We start from the raw sequence: 14816 nt of genomic DNA, 5'->3' as shown, positions 1-14816 counted from the left end.
GGAGACCTATTTTAGGACGAGACAGGGGGGTGGGGTGCGAAGTGTGCTTTATAGCTATCGCAATTTTAGAGCAAACTCTGCCACTCGTTTGCCTTGAGCTTCGCAAAGAAGTTGCTCATCGAGGGTAAGGTTGCTTTCACTGGTTGACTTCGCAAGATGGCTCGCGCCATATGGCGTGCCCCCGCTCATTGTTGAGATGAGTGATTTGTTTTTATATGGTAAGCCAAGCCATACCATACCGTGGTGAAGTAATGGTGTCATGATGGATTGGATTGTCATTTCGTGGCCACCATGCATGCTGCTGGCGCTGGTAAATGCACCAGCAGGTTTGTCGCAAAGCTGTCCGCTCATCCATAGAGTGCTTGTTTGATCTATTAGATGCTTAACTGGTGCGGCCATCGAGCCAAAGTAGGAGGGTGATCCGATAAGTAAGCCTGAACAGCTTGCAATGTCGTCGAGCTCGACATACGGGTGGCCAGACTCAGGAAGTTCAGCATCGATTTGCTCACTGGTCACCGATATATTGGGTATCTGTCGTATTCGAGCTTCGATGTTGCCTACTTTATTGACGCCTCTGGCGATGTATTTAGCCATGCTTTCTGTTGATCCATGGCGGCTGTAATAAGTTATTAGAATGTAAGGAGTTGTCATTTTCTTAGCTAAAATAATTCCAAGACTTGTTCTGGTGGTCGCCCAAGTGCTGCTTTTCCATTGTGAACAACGATTGGGCGCTCAATGAGCTTAGGGTTTGAGGCCATCGCTTGGATAAGCTTGTTGTTATCATCTTCGTTTTTTAGATCAAGCTCTTTATAAATGCTTTCTTTCGTTCTCATGAGGTCGCGTGGTGCGAGATTAAGCATGTCGAGCAGTTTTTGGATGTCGACTGGGCTTGGAGGTGTCTCTAGGTAAAGCTCAATTGAAGGGGTGATGCCTTTCTCTTCTAGTAATTTCAGTGTTTCTCTGGACTTGGAGCATCTTGGGTTGTGATAGATTGTTGTCATGCGTCTCTCTTTGAATTGTAGTGTGGTTCTTAATGGTCGTCTATTGGTCGCTTTTGTTTCCGAACAAAATTGGCGCTTAGTAGTTATAGCCAATGCTTAGGTGGGTGAAGTTGATACCACTGTTTTCGTCGTAAATATCGTTGTTGGAATAGTGTTGAAAGTGAAGCGATATTTCCCATTGATCTTTTTTTCCTAATTGCCATCCAGCGCCTAGATAGTTATTGAACTGCAATGGGCCGCCCATTTCTTTGTCGCTGATGTTTTCGTTTGACATGATAGATAGGCCGATGCCTGTGTCAATAAAGTCGAAAATAGGGAGGTCGTCGCCGCTCCATCGAAAGACTGGCAATAGGTCGACGACATTGCTCGTATCCGCATGTGAGAGGCTGAAACCATCTTGCCATTTGGAGTAGCCAATTTGGAGGCTGGGCGTTATTTGAAAGTCATCGGATAGATAGGTGGACTTTTCAGCATACCAGCGGGCTGAATAACGCAAAAACAGTACATCACCGCTCGTGCCTGATTCAACGAGCATTGTGTCTGCATTTAGTGCGTTGGTTAAATAAGCTGCTGTTGTTGCGGCGATCATTCCTGATCGCCATAGTGCTGTTTCATTGGCCATTACCTGCGTTGTTACACTGCTGGTGATGGCGAAAAACAATCCAATCTTAGTTAGCTTGAAGGACCTTTCTAATAAATTTAACTGCTTCATCTTTGGGTACATCTTCACCTTCGCCGGTTTTTCGGTACTTATATTCTAAAGAGTTGTTTTTTAATCCTTTGTCACCAACAACGAGGCGATGCGGGATTCCTAATAGCTCACAATCTGCAAACTTAACACCTGGACGTTCTTTTCTGTCATCAAGTAGGACATCTATTCCGAGCTGTTTTAGTTCGTTGTACAAGTGATCGCACTCGTCTCGAACGGCCTCTGACTTATCGTAATTCATTGCGATAATGGCAACGCTAAACGGTGTAATGCTCTCAGGCCATAGAATGCCTTTGTCATCGAAGTTTTGTTCTATTGCTGCAGCGACGATACGAGAAACTCCGATACCGTAGCACCCCATCCACATGGTTTGTGCTTTGCCATTCTCATCTAGTACAGAGGCTCTGAGTGCTTCTGAGTATTGTTGACCTAGCTGGAAAATATGACCAACTTCAATGCCACGTTTTATGACGATATGACCTTCTCCATCGGGTGATGGGTCGCCTTCTACGACATTTCGAATGTCCTTTGTTTCGAAATCTGTTATGTCTCTGTCCCAGTTAAGGCCTGTGACATGATAATCATCCTTGTTTGCACCAGCGCAGAAATCGGAAATTACAGCGGCTGAACGATCAACAATGACCCTTATGCCTTTTTCTTTCAACCCCTGTGGCCCAATAGAACCTGGTGTGCAACCAATTGAATCAACGATGTCTTGTTCGGTGGCAAACTCAAAAGGCGATAAAACGCCGTCAATTTTTTCAACCTTAACTTCATTGATGTTGTGGTCGCCGCGTAGAACAAGTGCCACGATGGTTTCGCTTTCGTCGGGACCTTGACCTTTAACAAGCATCGTTTTGACTGTTTTCTCCACAGGAAGTTTCAAGTAATCGGCCACTTTCTGGATTGTTTTGCAGTCAGGCGTAAACTCTTCCGAAACTTCTTGTGTCGGTGTGTCTGGTGATTTTTTGGAGCAAACTGCCTCAGCAAGTTCGACGTTAGCAGCAAACTCTGATGAGTCACTGAATGCAATATCGTCTTCGCCGGATTGTGCTAACACGTGAAACTCATGAGAGTACGCGCCGCCGATGCTTCCTGTGTCGGCTTGAACTGGACGATAGTCGAGTCCTATGCGATCAAATACATTGCAATAAGCTTGATGCATTACGTCATAAGTTTGCCGCAGAGAATCTGAGTTTGAATGGAAGGAGTAAGCGTCTTTCATGATAAATTCACGAGAACGCATAACGCCAAAGCGTGGTCGAACTTCGTCACGGAATTTAGTTTGTATTTGAAAGAAATTGATAGGAAGCTGTTTGTAGCTGGTCAATTCGTTACGCGCAAGCTCAGTGATGACTTCCTCATGTGTGGGGCCTAAGCAGTAGTCGCGATTATGGCGGTCTTTCATGCGTAGAAGCTCAGGGCCGTATTTTTGCCAGCGTCCCGATTCTTCCCAAAGTTCGGCTGGTTGTACACCAGGCATCATAACTTCAAGTGCGCCAGCTTTTTCCATTTCGTCACGAACAATATTTTCCACCTTTTTTAAAACGCGTAATCCGGTGGGTAGCCAAGTATATAGGCCTTTTGATATTTGGCGGATCATTCCGGCCCGAACCATAAGTTGGTGGCTGGTAACAACTGCATCAGTTGGTGCATCGCGAAGTGTGGAAAAAAGGTAATTGCTAGCTCGCATGATATTATTTATCTTCTCTTAAAATTCTGTAAATTAGCCCGCAAAGCGAGGTTCAACTAAGCCGGTTGCGTCTACGTTTAAAGCAAAAATTCCACCGGCGTTCGGGAATTGCTCTAGTTCCTCGTCACTTTGTGCTGCCCTGCAAGTTGTAACATATAAGGTTTTCATGTCTGGCCCGCCAAATGCACACATTGTTGGAAATGTTGCGGGGACGGGGTATTCTGCCAAAATCTGGCCTTCAGGGCTAATTTTTACGACTCTTTGCCCTTGATATAGTGCAGACCAGTAGTTGCCTTCTGTATCCATCGCAGCGCCATCTGGGCGACCTTTTCCTCTTGGGAATTCGATGAACGCCTGTTTGTTTGAAGGCGTACCAGTTTCAACGTCGTAATCAAATTTATAAACAACGTGATTTGGCGTATCGGAGTAATACATAGTCGTATTATTTGGTGAAAATGCTAACCCATTTGAGGTCCAGGCAGCCTGATCTAAAACAGTATTGGAACCATTTGAAAATTGATGTAGGGCGCCCAGAAATGCATCTTTGGGTGCGTACATGGTCCCTGCAAGGAAGCGGCCTTTTGCGTCGCAGCGCCCGTCATTGAATCGCGTTGTGCTCTGATCGTAGTCGGCTTTCCAGTAAGTCGAAAGCGGCCCGTCGAAAGAGTCAAACGTATATATGCCCGAACGAAATGCAGCGATAAATCCACCGTCATTAGTTAATGAGAAGCAGCCGATCTCTTCATCGAATTGTCTAGACTTTGTTTTATTCGTCTCTGGGTGGAACGCGTTTAATGTAAATGAATCGATATCAACAAAGTAAAGTGTTTGGGATTGTTCATCCCATCGAGGACATTCAGCAAGTTTCGCTTTTGCATCCAAAACGCATTGCATCTCAGGCATACTGACTCCAAGTTCTCTGAGTGAAAAACTATTAAAGGTGCTATAGTGCTTATGAAAGACAGTGTTGTAAATAGGTAAGTAGAAACATGTTTGAGCTTGATGAAAGATTGGCGAACGATTCAGTGCTGGTTGGGCACTTATCTTTGTGTGAATTGAGAGTGATTAATGATGCTCAATTTCCATGGTTTATTTTAGTGCCAACAAGAGCTGGGATAAGTGAAATCTATCAGTTAACAGAGGAAGATCGTGCCAGTTTGATGGCAGAAAGTTGCCTATTGGCGGAGGCAATGCATGACTCTTTTTCCGCCGATAAGCTAAATATTGCCGCCATTGGTAATAAAGTGTCACAGCTTCATCTGCATCACGTAGCTCGATTTGAATCTGATGCTTGCTGGCCAGAGCCAATTTGGGGGAAATTACCCTCAATTCCGTATGAAGAATCAGAGTTGGCTAACATTTTGCAAAAGATTAGAACATTGCTAGAGAGTCATTTACGAGTGACCGAAGCTAGCGGAGAACTTTATTATTAAACTCAGTTTCGAGATTCTTATAGTTACCTAAATAGTTGCCTAAATCTTCTTCACGATGGGTATAGGGACGAGATATATGAATATGCGTCGACGAAAAAAAGCAATAAGCAAAGTTATTAAGCTGCTGAACTTAGCAACCTCATCTAATGTTACCGAAGCACAGATGGCGTTACGTCATGCTGAAGCGTTAATTCATCAAAACGGCTTAAATCAGGGGGAAATCCCAGGTCATCAGTTGTGTGATCGGATGATGCTTTATAAGGTGAGTTGGAACGGTAATCCTCTGCATGCGCGCGCTAAAGAAGATGTGGCTCGTTGTTCTGCTGGATCTGTATATTCTCGTCGATTTTCTGAAAAGCCGTTTGACTCCGGTCGATCTTACGCTAACGCCAAAACAATTTTAGACGATGTTGCTGAGGTCGAGCTCACTGAGGGCTTTGAAGACGCTGACGATTGCGGGAGTGATGAGTCTTCCAGAATGACTAAAGGCGATCAATACAAAGAGAATATCAGTGTTGCGGATGGCGTTAATCGCGATCAGGATAAACTTTTTGATGCGCATATTCACTGTTATCTGCAAATCGTTGAGAATCTGAACGCGTCAAATACTCAGACGTTTGAATCGACTGAACATGATGTCGAAGATGTGCAAGCTCAAATGAAAGAGACTTTAAGTAACGAAAATATGGAAACGATTATTGTGGACGACATTGTTAGCGGTCCTAAAGAAAACGTTAGCAAACCTAAGGAAAGTGGCACCAGTAAGGGCTTTACCTATGATGACGTTAGTGCTCAACCTCATGATAATGTGATCGATGCAGCCAGTGCGTTTCGAGCTCAGGCTGCGAAATTTCAAGATACACTTCGCAATCAGTACTCTTCCAGCAATCCTGACCTTCCGTTTGAAGAAGACGAATATTGGAACAAGGTGAGTGATCGTTTGTTGGACTTCGATGAAGTTTCTGTTCTAACGTCCATGGAGGAAATTGGAACCCAGCTTACGTTGGCGAAAGAGTTGTTATCTCAAAAAAGAAATGAACGAGCTGAAATTGAGCAAGAAGAGCTTCAAGAGCGAGCTGAGCGAGCGCGTATCGAGCAAAGCTTTGAGGAAGCAATCGAACGAGCATTTAGGGCTCGAGCGAAAGCCTACGAAGCGTGGGAAGCGAGTCAGAATGAAGTGCGGATGACTTCATTGCGTGCGGAGCAAGAAGCTCAGCAAGGCTTTGAGGAATTACAGTCGAAGCTAGATGAGCAACGTAACTCTTATAAGCAACATCTTCAGTTAAAAGAAGATTATTGTGCTGCTAAGATTATGCATGAGTTAAGGAATGCGCTCTCAAATGCCGCTAAGGGTGGTGAGGCTGCTATCAATGCGTACGATAAAGTAACCGAGTTGTTGCATGAAAACGCGTTATCGTTGCGCGATTTAGAGTTCTCAGACATCAAGAATAAGAGCTTGTTTATCCGTCTATTGGAGCGAGAGACCGCGCTTATTGAAAATGTAGATGAGCGTGAGCGTTACACTGAAGAGATGCTTGATAAATTCTTGTTGGTAAGTCGAGCGGCGAAAGAAAATAAGTTTTCTGAAAATCCAGTGCAGCAAATAGAGCGATTGCTGAAAAGTGTTGCTTCGTCCAATCAATATGAAGGTCAAAAAATAATCGAGCAGTCGATCCGTTTGATGGAGCAATATGGTGTCAGCGTTAAAGATTTGGATTATGGGTGTATCGCCAAATATTCCGTTTTTGTTCGGTTAATAAATTGGGAAGCTGAGCAGATTTCGTCATTAAAAGAGCGTGAGAAGTTTACTGCGTCGATTTTAGAAGAATACGTTCAATATTCTGTCGCAGGGCCTACGTTGAATGAAGATTTGAATGGTACTTCCAATAATAAATAACGATTCTCGTTTTTATTTATAAGTGATGAAAAGCCTGTTCTCCTTGAAAACGGGCTTTTTTGTGTCGAAAAATGGTCATTTATCTCGTGAATGGGCTATATTTCTTCTGAAAATTAAGTGCAGCTCTTTCTTTGCTGCGATGCATCTTTTACCATTCTCGCACTAAAATAAACATGATACTCAGCAGGAGAGAGGCATGAGCATTATTAAAGAAGATGATCTGATAGATAGCGTTGCGGACGCATTGCAGTTTATCTCTTATTACCATCCTATCGACTTCGTTAAAGGCGTTCATGACGCTTACGAACGTGAAGAGAGCCAAGCAGCGAAAGATGCAATGGCTCAGATTTTAATTAATTCACGTATGTGTGCTGAAGGGAAGCGTCCAATCTGTCAGGATACTGGGATCGTTACGGTTTTTGTTAAAGTCGGTATGAATGTCCAGTGGGAAAGCACTAAGAGTGTGACGGATATGATCAACGAAGGTGTGCGTCGAGCGTATTTGCACCCTGATAATGTTTTGCGTGCCTCTATCTTGGATGATCCAGCAGGTGCACGTAAAAATACCAAAGACAATACGCCAGCCGTCATTCATATGGAGATTGTTCCTGGCGATACGGTAGAGGTTCATGTTGCTGCAAAAGGCGGCGGTTCGGAAAACAAATCCAAGTTGGCAATGCTGAACCCTTCCGACTCAATTGTAGAGTGGGTTAAGAAAACCGTTCCTACAATGGGAGCTGGTTGGTGTCCGCCAGGTATGTTGGGTATTGGTATTGGTGGTACTGCTGAAAAAGCGATGGTCATGGCGAAAGAATCCTTAATGGAGCCAATCGATATTCATGAGCTTAAAGAGCGTGGACCACAAAATAAAGTAGAAGAGCTGCGTTTAGAGATCTTTGATGCCGTTAATAATCTTGGTATCGGTGCGCAAGGCTTGGGTGGTCTGACGACCGTTCTTGATGTGAAAATCATGGATTATCCGACTCACGCCGCATCTTTGCCTGTTGCAATGATTCCTAACTGTGCGGCAACTCGTCATGCGCATTTTGTATTGGATGGAACGGGTGCGGCTGATCTAACACCTCCTTCTTTAGACGATTGGCCAGATATTACCTGGGAAGTCGGCGAGTCTGTGCGTCGTGTGAACTTGGATGAGATTACTCCTGAAGAAGTTCAAAAGTGGCAACCTGGCGAGACCGTTTTGTTAAACGGCAAAATGCTAACTGGGCGTGATGCCGCTCACAAAAAAATGATTGAAATGATGGCAAATGGCGAAGAGTTGCCAGTTGACCTAAAAGGCCGATTTATTTATTACGTTGGCCCTGTTGATCCAATTAAAGATGAAGCAGTGGGGCCAGCGGGTCCGACAACGTCTACCCGCATGGATAAGTTCACGCACACGATGTTGGAAAAAACGGGCTTGCTAGGGATGATAGGTAAGGCGGAGCGCGGTCCGGTTGCAATCGAGGCAATTAAAGAGTTTGGTGCGGTCTATCTCATGGCAGTAGGTGGCGCAGCTTATTTGGTCTCTAAAGCGATTAAAAAAGCCGATGTGGTAGCATTCCCAGAGTTGGGTATGGAAGCGATCTATGAATTTGATGTTGTTGATATGCCTGTAACGGTTGCAGTGGATTCTAAAGGAACATCTGTTCACCTTACTGGGCCAGCTGAGTGGAAAGCTCGTATCGAAGCGCAGACGATCGAAATTAAATAATCGTTTTTCGTGTTTTTGAGTGTTTAAAAAGCGTGGCCTTTGGTCACGCTTTTTTTATGAATGCTAGAAAATACATAATAAATTTTTCCTTAATCGTAAAGACATTGAAAAGGAGGCTCGGTTTTTGATTTGACTGGGTTACCATGGTCTTTACATTTGAATTGTAAAGAAGAAAGGGTTGCGCCCATGGTTAAATTATTATTAGCGGATGATGATGCTCGCTTATCGGAGCTGGTTAAAGAGTACTTTGATGGTGAAGGTTACGAAGTAACGCATGCATGGAATGGGCGAGAAGCACTTGATTGCATGGCTATGGAAATGCCTGATATTGTGATTTTAGATGTGATGATGCCTGAGCTGGATGGCTTTGACACATTGAAACATATTCGCGCAAAAAGCAGTGTCCCAGTCATTATGTTAACGGCGAAAGGTGATGACATTGATCGAATTTTAGGGCTTGAGATGGGGGCGGATGATTATCTCTCTAAGCCGTTTAATCCAAGAGAGTTGTTGGCCCGAATTAAAGCAATTCTTCGACGTGCAACTCAAGAAAAAGACGACGACCCCATGACAGATATAGATATGTCCGGTGTGCTACTGCGTCGAAAAGATCGTACTGTTCACGTTACTGGGGAGTTGGTTGAGTTGACGACATCAGAGTATACCCTTCTGGAATGTTTGCTTATGGTGCCTGGGCAAGTGCTGACAAAGCAGGAACTATCCGAGAAAGCGCTTGGCCGAAAGCTGACCATGTATGATCGCAGTCTTGACATGCATATTAGTAATTTGCGTAAGAAAATTGGTAACTTAGAATCTGGAGAGCCTAGAATCAAAACCGTTCGCGGTGTGGGGTATATCTTTGTAGATTCGACGGATAAGAGCTAAACATACAGGAATGAAGAGTACTTTTTTTCGCGTCTTTTTGGTTGTTCTGCTCTCTAATATTGTTGTCGTAGCGATTGGTTTTTCATTTGTCTACTGGATCGAGCAAAGTGATCGTATTTCGGATGAGCATCTTGCTGAAATTGGTGTGGAGCTTGTGCATTCATACGAAGAGGAGGGTGCCGATAGCCTTAATGCTAAGGTGCGTCAGGTTGAGAGTGAATTAAATGGTCGAATTTACTTGTATGAAGAAAATGGTCGTCCACTTTTGCGTCCTTTACCTAGAGATTTTAGAGAGCCTCCAGAGGATTCGTTGCCAAATCGAGGGTGGTCTGACGAGCAGGGGAGGGAGCCGCCAGATAGGCCTGGACGTCCATTAGCTGACTTTGCAAAAAGTCAATTTGTTCAGGTTATAGGGTCGAATAACGCGCAGTACCTATTGATATATCGCTCTCACCTTGAGCCGCCTCCGCTCGCTCCAGCGGTCATTTTAGGTTTTTCTTTACTTGGGTTATTAGTTTCAAGTGCGATACTGAGTTATTGGTTGCTTTCCCCTTTGTTGGGCTTGCAGAGGACCATTCGTTCGCTTGGTTTCGGTGAAACAGATGCGCGAGTAGAAGGGAGCTTGCTTAAGCGTCACGATATGATCGGCAATCTTGCCCGAGAGTTTAACGACATGGCTGAGAGGGTTGACTCTTTGTTAAGTTCTAAAGAGCGATTAATGCGAGATGTATCTCATGAACTAAGAACGCCATTGGCAAGAATCGAAGTGGCATTAACCATTGCTGAGGATAAGCATGGGCAAGAGGTTCAGCAAAATTACCTTGATCGTATTCGTAGGGAGTTGCATGAGCTCGATGAATTAATAGGTCAAGTATTGACGCTTTCTCGTTTAGAGGCTTCTTCACTTAAAAAAGAGTCCATTGCGTTTCAGTCTTGGCTTGATGAAATAATCGATGATGTTAGTTTTGAAAGTCAGTTAAAAGGGATAGTGATCAAGAAAGAAGGGGACTATCCCGCAGAGCTGGTAGGGGATTCGTTGCAGTTACGGCATGCGTTAGAGAACGTGCTTCGCAATGCGTGTTTTTACTCTGGAGACAATGGAAGCGTGAGGGTGGCGACCGAAGTGGAGTCTGGTTTTGTTGTGATCTCTATTGTTGATTCAGGTCCCGGCGTTCCGGACGAGATGCTGGAAAAAATATTTCACGCTTTCTTTAGGTCGTCATCGGCTCGGGAATCCAATACCGGCGGGTATGGTGTTGGGCTTACGATTGCTAAACGAATCGTGCAGGCTCATGGTGGCACGATCTCTGCTCATAATTCTGAATCTAGTGGTTTGGTTGTGGTGTTTCGGCTGCCCTTAACCTGAAATTAGTTGAGCTTTTTACGTTTTTTCTTGCATTTTTAAATTTAATCGTTAAGATGCGCTCCGCAAGCTGGCCAGGCAGTCGCCGCCTTTTTTAAAGGGGGAGGAAAGTCCGGGCTTCGCAGGGTAAAGTGCCAGGTAACGCCTGGGGGGCGAGAGCCTACGGAAAGTGCAGCAGAAAATAAACCGCCTAAGCAGTTCGCTGCCGGTAAGGTTGAAATGGTGCGGTAAGAGCGCACCGCATGACTGGTAACAGTTCATGGCTTGGTAAACCCCACTTGAAGCAAGACCAAATAGGAACTCATTGGTGTGACCCGCACTGAGTTCGGGTAGGTTGCTAAAGACGTGCAGTGATGTACGTATTAGATGAATGGCTGTCCACGACAGAACCCGGCTTATCGGCCAGCTTGCACACTTTTCTTTTCGTTTTTATTCTTGTCGCGTTATCTCTGAATTTTATAAATTTTGTCAAAACTCCCTTATTTCAACGCTATTCGGTATGGCGTCTCTAGATGCGCTATTTTTTCTCTCCTATATAAATAAATCGAATGTTTTTTGCTCAAACAAAAACCACACCTTCTGTCTGCTCATGTTTAAACATTGGATAACTGCAATTTTTTGTATTTCACGCGATTTTTTTTAACCATTTTTTCTAAAAAGTGTTAAATTGTGGGATATAGTGTCGATAAGTGGGGTTGAAGGTCGTGTTTCGTGGAATTCATCAGATAAGCGTTGATGCAAAAGGGCGAATGTCTTTGCCTGCACGCTTGCGTGATGAGTTAGTAGACGAAGACGATAATCACGTTGTTATAACCATTGATCCGTCCTCTCGTTGTTTGTTGCTGTATCCGTTGGATGAGTGGGAGCAAATACAAGAGAAGCTTGATCGACTGCCCAGTTTTCAGCCTCAAGCGAGGCGGTTGCAGCGTTTGCTCGTGGGGCATGCAACAGATTTAGAAATTGATAAAGCAGGTCGAGTGCTGTTACCCGCACCGCTGCGTGATTTTGCCAAGCTGGAGAAAAAAGTGACGTTGCTTGGGCAAGGTAAAAAAATTGAAATCTGGAGCCTTGAGGAGTGGGAGTCTCAACGAGACGAATACCTATCTGAAGCGGCTTTAGAAGATTTTCAACTAGACAATATGATGGATATCTCTTTATGACGAGCAGTGAACACGAACATATTAGTGTCATGCTAGATGAATCAGTAGAAATGCTGGTTACTAATGAATCGGGTCAATACGTCGATGGGACGTTTGGTCGTGGGGGGCATACCCGACTGGTCCTTTCTAAATTGAGAGATGGCAAGTTACTAGGGTTTGATAAAGACCCTGTCGCAATTGAATTTGGTAGAAAGCTCGAGGCGGAAGATTCGAGGTTTGAGATTGTCCAAGACAGTTTTGCCAATATGCTCGACCACATTCCGGCGGTGTTTGGTACAGAGAAAATTGACGGCATCATGATGGATCTTGGCGTGTCTTCTCCGCAACTGGATGATGCGGAGCGAGGGTTTAGTTTTATGAATGATGGTCCGCTTGATATGCGGATGAACCCAGATCAAGGTATGAGTGCAGCAGAATGGATTGCGGTAGCGGCCGAAAAAGAAATTGCTGATGTTATGTATCAATATGGTGAGGAACGTTTTTCTCGTCGAATTGCTAAAGCAATATGCGAAAAACGGCTTGAAGCGCCCATTACAACGACGGCTCAGTTGTCGAAGATCGTTGCGGAGGCGAACCCAGCTTGGGAGAAGGGTAAAAACCCGGCTACAAGAGCGTTTCAAGGGATTCGAATATACATCAATAACGAACTTGGGGATTTGGAAAAAGGGCTTGAGGTTGCAGCGGATTCTCTGAAAGTGGGCGGGCGACTTGTCGTTATCAGCTTCCATTCGCTCGAAGATCGAATCGTTAAGCGGTTCATGAAAAAAATGTCTAAAGGTCCTGATCTGCCAAGGCATTTGCCGATCCAAAATGCGCACCTAGACATTAAGTTTAAGACAGTTGGCAAAGCGACCAAGCCGTCGAAGGATGAAGTGACTAGTAATGTCCGTTCACGAAGTGCAGTGCTGCGTGTATTGGAGAGGACTCGTGACTAAAGAGCGATGGCTATTGTTGTATGTGCTAGCGGTCACGCTGGTTGTCGCCTTTGCCATTGCATTGATTGTTCAGGTTTATGAATTTCGAAAGGATTTCTCCTATTTACAAAGCCTTAAGAAAGAAGAAGTGAATTTAGAAGTTGTGTGGGGGCAGTTGCTTTTAGAGCAAAGTGCGCTGACCCAGCCAAGCCGTCTAGAACAGGCGGCAGTAAAAGAACTAAATATGCATGCCCCAAGTCAAAAAGAGCTAATTATTGTTAAACCATGAATGAAAGTAACGGGCATTTTAGGCCCGATAAGTGGCGAATATATTTTATTTACCTGATCGCGGCGGTTCTCTTTGCTGTTGCGGGCGGTAGGTTGTTTTATTTGTCAGTCGTAAAAAAGGATTTTTTACAGAATCAAGGTGAAATTAGGGCTGTTAGAACAGTCTCCATACCTGCTACTCGTGGCATGATCCTTGACCGTAACGGCGAGCCTTTGGCCGTTAGTACACCTACTTGGACTATCATCGCGAACCCACGAAAGCTTTGGGAGCTTGAGCAAGACCCGAATGCGAAAACAACCCCTCAAACTGAAATGGATCGACTTGCTAAAGTGACAGGGTTAGGTCGCTCTTGGTTGCAAGAGAAGTTTGAGGTGAATCGAAATAAAGCGTTTATGTATCTGCGTCGTCAAATCCCCCCTCAGGATGCGGATGAAATTATGGCAGCTAACGTGGTTGGGGTGAGTAAAAGAAAAGAGTACAAGCGTTTCTACCCGTCGGGTGAAGTGACTTCTCATGTCGTTGGCTTTACCAATATTGACGATGCGGGGCAGGAGGGACTCGAGCTTGCCTATCAGTCTAGTTTGCAAGGTACTCCAGGTAAAAGGTCCTATCTGAAAGATCTTAAAGGCAATGAAATATTGCGTATAGGCCAGGACGTTTCCGAGCACCCTGGGGAAAATATTGAGCTCAGCATTGATCTTCGTCTTCAGTATCTTGCTTATCGAGAATTAAAAGCAGCGGTGACTCAAAATCGCGCGGCTTCCGCGTCAGCTGTTATTTTAGATGTAAAGACGGGTGAGATTTTAGCGATGGTTAATCAGCCGTCGTACAATCCAAATGATCGATCAAATATAGAGTACGATCAGCTGCGTAATCGTGCGGTTATTGATCTGTTCGAGCCAGGCTCAACCATGAAGCCTTTTACGATCTCAGCGGCGTTAAGGTCGGGGCAGTACACGACAGAGTCGATTATTGATACTCACCCGGGCTATTTGCGCTTTGGTCGGCAGACGATTCGTGATTTGGGGAATTATGGCAAAATTGATTTAGAGACCGTGTTGGTTAAGTCCAGTAACGTTGCAACGTCGAAAATTACTTTGTCGCTTCCACAGGATACGGTGTGGAATCTTGATTATGAATTGGGTATCGGTTCGCCCGTTGGAATTGGTTTCCCAGGAGAGTCGACAGGGGTCTTGCCATCTAGGCCAAAGTGGCACCCCGCAGAAATTGCAACCTTGTCATACGGTTACGGTTTATCGGTTAGTGCGCTGCAGCTGGCTCAAGCCTATATGGTACTTGCCAATGATGGCTATAAAGTGCCAGTAACACTATTGAAACAGGAGTTGCCTTTAGATGGTAGGCAGGTGTTGCCGCCAAGAGTAGCGAAGTCCGTTGTGAAAATGCTGGAATCGGTTGTTGAGCGAGGATCTGGTAAACGAGCTCGTATTCCTGGTTATCGTGTAGCAGGGAAAACAGGAACCGTGCATAGGGTTGGGTCTAAGGGTTATGAGTACGATCAATATAATGCCATCTTCGCTGGTATAGCCCCAGCATCAGATCCTAGGTTGGCGATGGTGGTGATAGTCAATGACCCTAAAGGGCGAAAATACTACGGTGGCGAAGTCGCTGCACCTGTGTTTTCTCGGGTTATGGAAGGAGCCTTGACGACCCTAAATATTACGCCTGATTTGCCAGAAGGGCTTCGTGAAGTCCGATTGGAGCCTAAGGTGCCTTATCGATTGGCTCAAGGGGGATGAT

Annotated in this window: 14 protein-coding genes and 1 other RNA gene; 10 read left to right on the top strand and 5 right to left on the bottom strand. The window is 44.8% G+C overall.

The features are described from left to right. Positions 1–54 precede the first annotated feature (54 nt). From wrbA to MARME_RS12755, 5 genes are all read right to left on the bottom strand, one after another. A complete protein-coding gene (gene wrbA / locus MARME_RS12775; protein ID WP_013661677.1) occupies positions 55–651 on the bottom strand; it encodes an NAD(P)H:quinone oxidoreductase in 597 nt (198 codons plus the stop codon). 8 nt (positions 652–659) lie between these two features. Next, positions 660–1001 (bottom strand): arsenate reductase (glutaredoxin), encoded by a 342-nt coding sequence (gene arsC, locus MARME_RS12770; RefSeq protein ID WP_013661676.1) that lies wholly within the window; start codon positions 999–1001, stop codon positions 660–662. Positions 1002–1077: 76 nt separating this feature from the next. Beyond that, complete coding sequence (locus tag MARME_RS21515) at positions 1078–1713, bottom strand: acyloxyacyl hydrolase (protein WP_049787777.1); 636 nt, start codon at positions 1711–1713, stop codon at positions 1078–1080. Then, positions 1670–3403, bottom strand: coding sequence for a proline--tRNA ligase (locus MARME_RS12760; protein WP_013661674.1), 1734 nt, complete (start codon positions 3401–3403; stop codon positions 1670–1672). Before MARME_RS12760 ends, MARME_RS21515 begins: the two co-directional genes overlap by 44 nt. 33 nt (positions 3404–3436) lie before the next feature. Continuing rightward, entirely contained in the window at positions 3437–4306 is an 870-nt protein-coding gene (locus MARME_RS12755; protein ID WP_013661673.1) for an SMP-30/gluconolactonase/LRE family protein, read from the bottom strand. An 86-nt stretch (positions 4307–4392) separates the two neighbouring features. Here MARME_RS12755 and MARME_RS12750 point away from each other — a divergent pair, with 86 nt between their 5' ends. From MARME_RS12750 to MARME_RS12710, 10 genes are all read left to right on the top strand, one after another. Then, the gene (locus MARME_RS12750; protein ID WP_013661672.1) at positions 4393–4836 is read left to right on the top strand and encodes an HIT domain-containing protein; all 444 of its coding nucleotides are present in this window, start codon (positions 4393–4395) and stop codon (positions 4834–4836) included. A gap of 76 nt (positions 4837–4912) precedes the next feature. Continuing rightward, positions 4913–6733 (top strand): DUF2786 domain-containing protein, encoded by a 1821-nt coding sequence (locus MARME_RS12745; RefSeq protein WP_013661671.1) that lies wholly within the window; start codon positions 4913–4915, stop codon positions 6731–6733. 196 nt (positions 6734–6929) lie between these two features. Continuing rightward, positions 6930–8447 (top strand): fumarate hydratase, encoded by a 1518-nt coding sequence (locus tag MARME_RS12740; protein WP_013661670.1) that lies wholly within the window; start codon positions 6930–6932, stop codon positions 8445–8447. 186 nt (positions 8448–8633) lie between these two features. Beyond that, positions 8634–9332: a response regulator transcription factor gene (locus tag MARME_RS12735; protein WP_013661669.1), complete on the top strand. Its 699-nt coding sequence runs from the start codon at positions 8634–8636 to the stop codon at positions 9330–9332. Between the two features lie 10 nt (positions 9333–9342). Next, on the top strand, positions 9343–10698 hold the full coding sequence (locus tag MARME_RS12730; protein ID WP_013661668.1) for a HAMP domain-containing sensor histidine kinase: 1356 nt from the start codon (positions 9343–9345) through the stop codon (positions 10696–10698). Between the two features lie 63 nt (positions 10699–10761). Then, an RNA gene (gene rnpB, locus MARME_RS21735) (RNase P RNA component class A) lies at positions 10762–11109 on the top strand. Positions 11110–11399: 290 nt separating this feature from the next. Continuing rightward, positions 11400–11855: a division/cell wall cluster transcriptional repressor MraZ gene (mraZ, locus tag MARME_RS12725; protein WP_041648660.1), complete on the top strand. Its 456-nt coding sequence runs from the start codon at positions 11400–11402 to the stop codon at positions 11853–11855. Beyond that, positions 11852–12790 (top strand): 16S rRNA (cytosine(1402)-N(4))-methyltransferase RsmH, encoded by a 939-nt coding sequence (gene rsmH, locus MARME_RS12720; protein WP_013661666.1) that lies wholly within the window; start codon positions 11852–11854, stop codon positions 12788–12790. The genes mraZ and rsmH overlap by 4 nt, the downstream gene beginning before the upstream one ends. Then, positions 12783–13058, top strand: coding sequence for a cell division protein FtsL (ftsL, locus tag MARME_RS12715; RefSeq protein ID WP_013661665.1), 276 nt, complete (start codon positions 12783–12785; stop codon positions 13056–13058). The genes rsmH and ftsL overlap by 8 nt, the downstream gene beginning before the upstream one ends. After that, positions 13055–14815, top strand: coding sequence for a peptidoglycan D,D-transpeptidase FtsI family protein (locus tag MARME_RS12710; RefSeq protein WP_013661664.1), 1761 nt, complete (start codon positions 13055–13057; stop codon positions 14813–14815). The genes ftsL and MARME_RS12710 overlap by 4 nt, the downstream gene beginning before the upstream one ends. The last annotated feature ends 1 nt before the right edge of the window (position 14816 follow it).

It is taken from the genome of Marinomonas mediterranea MMB-1, from assembly GCF_000192865.1.
Classification (GTDB): domain Bacteria; phylum Pseudomonadota; class Gammaproteobacteria; order Pseudomonadales; family Marinomonadaceae; genus Marinomonas; species Marinomonas mediterranea.
Note: the sequence above shows the minus strand (reverse complement) of the source record. Positions and strands in the feature narration are given on the sequence as shown.

Excerpts from the sequence above, each read along its gene's own strand:
- wrbA (WP_013661677.1), bottom strand. The coding sequence starts at position 651 with ATGACAACTCCTTACATTCTAATAACTTATTACAGCCGCCATGGATCA.
- arsC (WP_013661676.1), bottom strand. The coding sequence starts at position 1,001 with ATGACAACAATCTATCACAACCCAAGATGCTCCAAGTCCAGAGAAACA.
- MARME_RS21515 (WP_049787777.1), bottom strand. The coding sequence starts at position 1,713 with ATGAAGCAGTTAAATTTATTAGAAAGGTCCTTCAAGCTAACTAAGATT.
- MARME_RS12760 (WP_013661674.1), bottom strand. The coding sequence starts at position 3,403 with ATGCGAGCTAGCAATTACCTTTTTTCCACACTTCGCGATGCACCAACT.
- MARME_RS12755 (WP_013661673.1), bottom strand. The coding sequence starts at position 4,306 with ATGCCTGAGATGCAATGCGTTTTGGATGCAAAAGCGAAACTTGCTGAA.
- MARME_RS12750 (WP_013661672.1), top strand. The coding sequence starts at position 4,393 with ATGTTTGAGCTTGATGAAAGATTGGCGAACGATTCAGTGCTGGTTGGG.
- MARME_RS12745 (WP_013661671.1), top strand. The coding sequence starts at position 4,913 with ATGAATATGCGTCGACGAAAAAAAGCAATAAGCAAAGTTATTAAGCTG.
- MARME_RS12740 (WP_013661670.1), top strand. The coding sequence starts at position 6,930 with ATGAGCATTATTAAAGAAGATGATCTGATAGATAGCGTTGCGGACGCA.
- MARME_RS12735 (WP_013661669.1), top strand. The coding sequence starts at position 8,634 with ATGGTTAAATTATTATTAGCGGATGATGATGCTCGCTTATCGGAGCTG.
- MARME_RS12730 (WP_013661668.1), top strand. The coding sequence starts at position 9,343 with ATGAAGAGTACTTTTTTTCGCGTCTTTTTGGTTGTTCTGCTCTCTAAT.
- rsmH (WP_013661666.1), top strand. The coding sequence starts at position 11,852 with ATGACGAGCAGTGAACACGAACATATTAGTGTCATGCTAGATGAATCA.
- MARME_RS12710 (WP_013661664.1), top strand. The coding sequence starts at position 13,055 with ATGAATGAAAGTAACGGGCATTTTAGGCCCGATAAGTGGCGAATATAT.